This is a genomic window from Nostoc mirabile CHAB5784 (assembly GCF_020829645.1).
GTDB lineage: Bacteria > Cyanobacteriota > Cyanobacteriia > Cyanobacteriales > Nostocaceae > Nostoc > Nostoc mirabile.
Window position 1 is genome coordinate 1 of sequence record NZ_JAIVFS010000231.1, and the last position, 4,806, is coordinate 4,806.

Here is a 4,806-nt window from a genome sequence, read left to right on the forward strand (position 1 = left end):
CCATCTTTCAAAGCATGGCGGCATGGCTGCGGGGGTAGTTTCTTTCATGACCTTTTTCAACGTGAAAGCTACGCTGAGATAGCATTATACCCTTTTTTACTCTTGTCTTTTGTTTAAGTCCCGTTATCACCCAATCAAAGGTTTTAAAATTATGCCACAAACAACAGCAACTTTAACCTCTTGTGTTAAACCAGTTGAAGAATTGAGATCAGTAGAGATTTCGTTTGAAGATCACGAATTCTATGCAGGTCAAAAGCTCGTAGCTAGCATTACCCACGACGATGACCTAACGCAACCTTGGATAGTGATGGTCAATGGTGAGGAGATCCATCGCGCGAACACTTTTAAAAGATGCCATAGCTACATCACATGGCATTACCAGCGCGGAACACTGCCCATACAAGAACAAGAAACCCCAGTCGTTACAACGGGGAACGAAATCATGGTACAGATTGCTGATGAATGCGAAAAGTACGGGTTTGAAATCCTAAACGATGGTATCTACAACCAGGATCAAAAGCTTGGTGAAGTAGGCTGTACTAATAGCAGATGGTGGGTTATTCCAGCAACTTCAGTGCATCAGCAGAAAATTCCGTGTGATTCTGCATTTGATGCGGTGTGGGTATTGTCGATGGTAGAACTGACGCAACCATCTTGTAAGGAACTGCTGGATAAGCCGTTTGATGAACTCACGCCACAGGAATGGGAGCGGCTACGGGAATATCAGCCAGTGGTAGAACGGGAGTTAATAGCGGCGTAGTTAAAGGGAAAAGGCGATTGCTGGCTGACGACAAGGCAGGGCGATCGCTTTTGTACCAAACTCTAATCAGAAATAGCAGTATGATACAACACGATTATTACTGATAACATGACCCAACAACCTCATGATAAATTTGCCAAGCAGTTTTTAGAAGAGTTACTTTCTCCCTTTGGGGAAGTAAAAACTAACAGAGAAGTAACTGATGAAACAAGATTTGTTGATGTGTTATTTTCACCAACACCAACATCCGCTACTAATGCAGAAACTTTAGGATTATTGGGTAGAATAGCGGTATTAAATACTACTTTATTAGAGCCATTTCGCAATCAGCCGAGTAGAACGGAAGTACGCAATTGTCTTCAAAAATTGTTCACTGTGATTGCAGACGCGCAACGCAGAGCCAACAGGGAAGACACAACAATAGCTGAGAACGATTTAGCAAGACTGTGGATCTTAGCGCCTAGTGCTTCAAAAGCTTTGCTCAAGGCTTTTGAAGCTAAACTAGATTTAGACAATTGGATGAGCGGAGTGTACTTTCTGCCTCTTGGTTTAAGAGCAGCAATAGTAGCGATTAACAAGCTACCGCCAACTCCAGAAACACTATGGTTTCGGCTCTTGGGGAGGGGAAAAGTACAAAGGGAGGCAGTAGGAGAACTGGTTGCAATACCACCATCCGATCTTGTACGCCGGAACGTACTGGAAATAATTTATAGGTGGCGTATCAGTGTAATGACACAGACAGAATTAACCAGAGATGACCAGGAGTTGATCATGAACTTAACTCAAGCTTACGAAGAAGCTAGAGCAGCAGCAGTACAAGAAGGTGTGGAGCAAGGAGTACAGCAAGGGCAACGTCAAGTAGTAGAAAACTTGTTAAGATTCCGGTTTGGTTCTGTGGATGAAGAACTCTCAACAGTAGTCGATAGTTTATTGCAGTTAACACCAGATGACTTTGCTAGAGTTTTACTGGAATTATCTACTTTATCCCGTGAAGAGTTGTTAGCGAGATTTAATTCACACAAATAATCTGTAACTACAAATAATTATTAGTTAAAAGCGCTTTTGTAAAATCAAGAGCGCTGTTTTATTGGCTCTATGCTTCATATATCACAATTAAACGGCTGCGCCAATGCGAAGTGAAATGTATTGGTATTGAACAATGAACCCTCAAGAAAATTCTGAATTACTTGCTGCCTTAATGCGCCAAGAGGAACTACTGCATCTGTTAGTCGCAGCAATCAATAAACCGAAACTGGGATTGCATTCTGATGCTGGCAGTTGCAAAATCTACTGCAATCGTCACAATGGTTCACTGTGGTATACCCTAAACAACAGTGAAGCAAGTGCGATTACCCAAACTGCCTTAACTGGATATCTAAAAGAACTTAAATTCGAGAAGTGTGAGCGCAGAGGAAAAGAAGTTTACAAGTTGCTGATTACAATTCAAGCAGACAGAACCTATATATTAGAAAGTGGGCATGATACTCACTTTGCTAAATCTGTATTAGCCGCGATCGCTACTCTTACTCCGCAACAATTATATTCTCCCATCACACTACAGCCGCAGCCAGGGACGACAGATGAAAATGTATTGTTCTGTCGCGTATGGGTAGAGTCGGAATTAGTCATGGCATCCTACAACGAGGAAACGAACTGGCGTGAGGTCAGTAAACAAGCAATTGCTGTAACAAAAGCTGCTCTTGAGATGGCGTTTTAGTTCAAAGGTAGAGATGAGAAAAGGCAGGTAATCAGTAGACATCTTGGTATTTGTAACTTTCGCCAAGATGTTGGGGTGCATATTTGCATATTACTGGGTTTGAGAAAATCCCATCCTTTCCCCATTATCCCCGCCCCTTATCCCCAGAGGGGGTTCCACCTTCCCTCACAAATGCCAAGATGTCTATTAATCCTGCCATGCTTACCAAGACAGATAAATTATTGCAGCTTAAGTGACAAGCTTCTTTAAAGTTATGTCTTAAGTATGATCAATCCAGTTAATTGTAAACAGGACTTGTAGCTAACAATACCATCAGTTGCTTAAGCCTTATCTACAGCTTGCTGTGCTGTGTATTCACTACTAGCAATAACAAGAAATGACAACAACAATCGTTCACCCTAGTATCGAAAACTTACAACAGTTTTCTGACTCATTCGACATTGAGAAACTATTGCAATCTGAGGGAGTTCTGCCGTGGCTTTTAGCAAATGGTTGGAAGTACGACGATGAATCTTGTTTGATTGCAAATATCGTTGATGAGTCTACAAGTCTGGATGAAGTTTGGGAATCAGACGAGTTTGACTTTAAGGCTCTGCCTGATGAATCAAAGGAAAAACTCAATCAAATCTTTGAGCATTTCTATCTGTAATCTTCTGTCATTCTCAATCAACAATTAACGCAGAGATAACGAAAATGTTGACGAAAGAAGAATCAGGTTATTCGTGAAAAACTCTACAGTCAGACTAATTAAATCTGACTGTAGAGAAAAATCGATTCCACGATAAATTATGGCACACTTCACTGCTACTGAGATGGAATTAAATTTGATTAAAGTTTACGATACAACGCTGTTAAGCTCATCGAAGGTTTACCAAATCAACGGTACGCTTTCTCGATATTTGGGTGATGAAGGTACTATAAAACATCCACAGCATCTATTTTTACCTCTGCCAAATCAAAAGAAAAAAGCCAGTTTTCGGCTAAATCGAAACAAACTTATGACTCGTTGTTATGAGGTCGAAGGCATGGTTTTTCCAATTCGCAATTCGCAATTCGCAATTCGCAATTGCGGAGTAATTAAATAATTGAGCCGTTGGAATGCAAGCTTCTTTAATTTATTGATAGAAGATGAAAGAATACATAACATCAATTCTCAAGCTCCAGCATCAATGGCATGGTTTACTAATTGCGAATTGCGAACTGCGAATTGCGAATTGTTCTGTCAATACATAAACCACCAGTCATTAAAAGACATATTCGACTACAAAGTAGTTCTACAAAAGTAATCTATAGAGCTATCACAGACATTCATAAATTGAGAAATAGCCACAAAGAAAGCTTCGCTGAATTGAAAGTGAAAAGTAATGATTGAGGTGAATAATCATGGTACAAGTAATCGACAACACTGTCGCTACAAATTTTCTAATGGATTCATCCAGAAATAGCGATTGATTTAGCTCAGTGGGTTTCTGTCGAATTCCCCATCTGGGTCAACAGAACCTTAATAAAAGCGATGATGGCTCAAGAGTCTGTACAACAGCAATCGATGACTCAAGTACAGTTACTTGCTGCTCTAGCACAACAAATGGCAGAGCAAGAACAGCATTTACTCCAACAACAACAGCAACAGACCGAAATTTTGCATCGATTGCCTCAGACGACACGCTCTAGAACTTGCCATTGGAGTTCTTCCATGTATCGCGAGGGGGTATTGTTTCAAAAACTTCCCAATGTTCAGCGATTTTATCGTTTGCAAGACGATATAGATCATAAAAAGCAGCAGGTTTGTTCTTGAAAATGCCCTCACTAATGACCAGCACCATATTGCCTTCGCCCAGCAACAGATGCATACGATGGTAAGCCGTTTCGCCATCAGCTTGCCAAGCCTTCATCATCGCCTCGAAGGACTGCACACCATCGCCATAATGTGGGCTGTGTTGAACTAATGCGCCATCCGTGAAATAGTTGGAGAGAAAGGAAAGTTCTCTGTCAACAAGAATCTTCTTGGTAAATTCGTAGACTAGAGCTTTGTTGCTTTGGGTGCGCTCCAAATCGATGACCTCGTTTGCGCCATCAGTCATAGAGCGTCCGCTCACGTTCTTTTGAGTAGGAGTAGGGCAAAGATTATCCCAGTGCTCTACAATGCGGTCATCTTCCCAACGATGAATTTCAAAGCCGACCATCGGGCCCCAATCACCAAGAATATTGTGATTTGAACGATAATTTAGCCAAACGGTCACGAAATACTTCAAAAACACTTAGGACAAGATATACTTCATACTTGAGAAATGAGTTGTAAGAATGATAATCGTATAGTTAGGGGGAGACA

Annotated in this window: 6 protein-coding genes and 1 pseudogene; 6 read left to right on the top strand and 1 reads right to left on the bottom strand. The window is 41.1% G+C overall.

All coding sequences use genetic code 11. The annotated features are described in order from the left end of the window. Nucleotides 1-151 precede the first annotated feature (151 nt). The 6 genes and pseudogenes from LC653_RS44705 to LC653_RS47120 form a co-directional block, all read left to right on the top strand. Complete coding sequence (locus LC653_RS44705) at nucleotides 152-760, top strand: hypothetical protein (protein ID WP_229501658.1); 609 nt, start codon at nucleotides 152-154, stop codon at nucleotides 758-760. Between the two features lie 108 nt (nucleotides 761-868). Next, the gene (locus tag LC653_RS44710; RefSeq protein WP_229501659.1) at nucleotides 869-1,786 is read left to right on the top strand and encodes a hypothetical protein; all 918 of its coding nucleotides are present in this window, start codon (nucleotides 869-871) and stop codon (nucleotides 1,784-1,786) included. A 133-nt stretch (nucleotides 1,787-1,919) separates the two neighbouring features. Beyond that, nucleotides 1,920-2,477, top strand: a complete 558-nt coding sequence (locus LC653_RS44715; protein WP_229501660.1) for a hypothetical protein — start codon at nucleotides 1,920-1,922, stop codon at nucleotides 2,475-2,477. Nucleotides 2,478-2,853: 376 nt separating this feature from the next. After that, nucleotides 2,854-3,126: a hypothetical protein gene (locus LC653_RS44720; protein WP_229501661.1), complete on the top strand. Its 273-nt coding sequence runs from the start codon at nucleotides 2,854-2,856 to the stop codon at nucleotides 3,124-3,126. Between the two features lie 139 nt (nucleotides 3,127-3,265). After that, the gene (locus LC653_RS44725) at nucleotides 3,266-3,562 is read left to right on the top strand and encodes a hypothetical protein (protein ID WP_372478309.1); all 297 of its coding nucleotides are present in this window, start codon (nucleotides 3,266-3,268) and stop codon (nucleotides 3,560-3,562) included. A 344-nt stretch (nucleotides 3,563-3,906) separates the two neighbouring features. Next, nucleotides 3,907-3,972, top strand: a pseudogene (locus tag LC653_RS47120) (KilA-N domain-containing protein); the annotation flags it as partial. A 172-nt stretch (nucleotides 3,973-4,144) separates the two neighbouring features. Here the strand turns inward: LC653_RS47120 and LC653_RS47125 are convergent. After that, nucleotides 4,145-4,717: a hypothetical protein gene (locus tag LC653_RS47125; RefSeq protein WP_229501662.1), complete on the bottom strand. Its 573-nt coding sequence runs from the start codon at nucleotides 4,715-4,717 to the stop codon at nucleotides 4,145-4,147. Nucleotides 4,718-4,806: the final 89 nt, after the last annotated feature.